We start from the raw sequence: 605 nt of genomic DNA, 5'->3' as shown, positions 1-605 counted from the left end.
TACTGCATAATTAGGTACTACCTGTCTGCTCCCATTAAGGTCAAAGGAAATAACCCCGTACTCCTTAAAATCAGAATTATATCCACAGGAAACATTCTCCCCAAAATTGATTGCATCCAAAATAGCACTTGAATTATTATAGTTTGCAAAATAATAAGCTAATTCACTGTTAGAAATATTCGCATTTTTATCTATCAGTGCAGCTATGGATTGCTTTGAAAAGCCTCGTGCAGCATCAGAAATACTTAAACTGTCCTGTTTTTTATTATTTCCTGCTCCAAGCAACATCTGTATTGCTTTTTGGTGTATTCCTGCCTCTGCCTGCTTTGAATATGTCAACAGCTGGTTTACTGTGTTTACATCTGTTACTGTCTTCATAATTATTCTCCAAACCCTTTTTCAACATTAAACGCCAAACATATGCTGCAATTTGTCCAGCATATTATTTACTCTGCCTTCAACAGCTTCTGGCTGATTCCTTAATTCATACCTGCTTCCATAGTAATCATTTAAACGGTCTTTCATCTCATTACAAAATAATTTTTGATCTGTTTTACCATTTAAAAACTGATTGCAGATACCACTTATCTCTTTCTTCTCATTTG

Annotated in this window: 2 pseudogenes; both read right to left on the bottom strand. The window is 34.7% G+C overall.

The window, feature by feature from the left end:
* A pseudogene (locus M72_RS14855) lies at window positions 1–378 on the bottom strand (hypothetical protein); the annotation flags it as partial.
* A gap of 27 nt (window positions 379–405) precedes the next feature.
* Window positions 406–605, bottom strand: a pseudogene (locus M72_RS14850) (hypothetical protein); the annotation flags it as partial.

The organism is Roseburia faecis (genome assembly GCF_001406815.1).
In the GTDB taxonomy this organism is placed as follows: Bacteria; Bacillota; Clostridia; order Lachnospirales; family Lachnospiraceae; genus Roseburia; species Roseburia faecis.
This window is presented reverse-complemented; position numbering and strand designations above follow the sequence as displayed.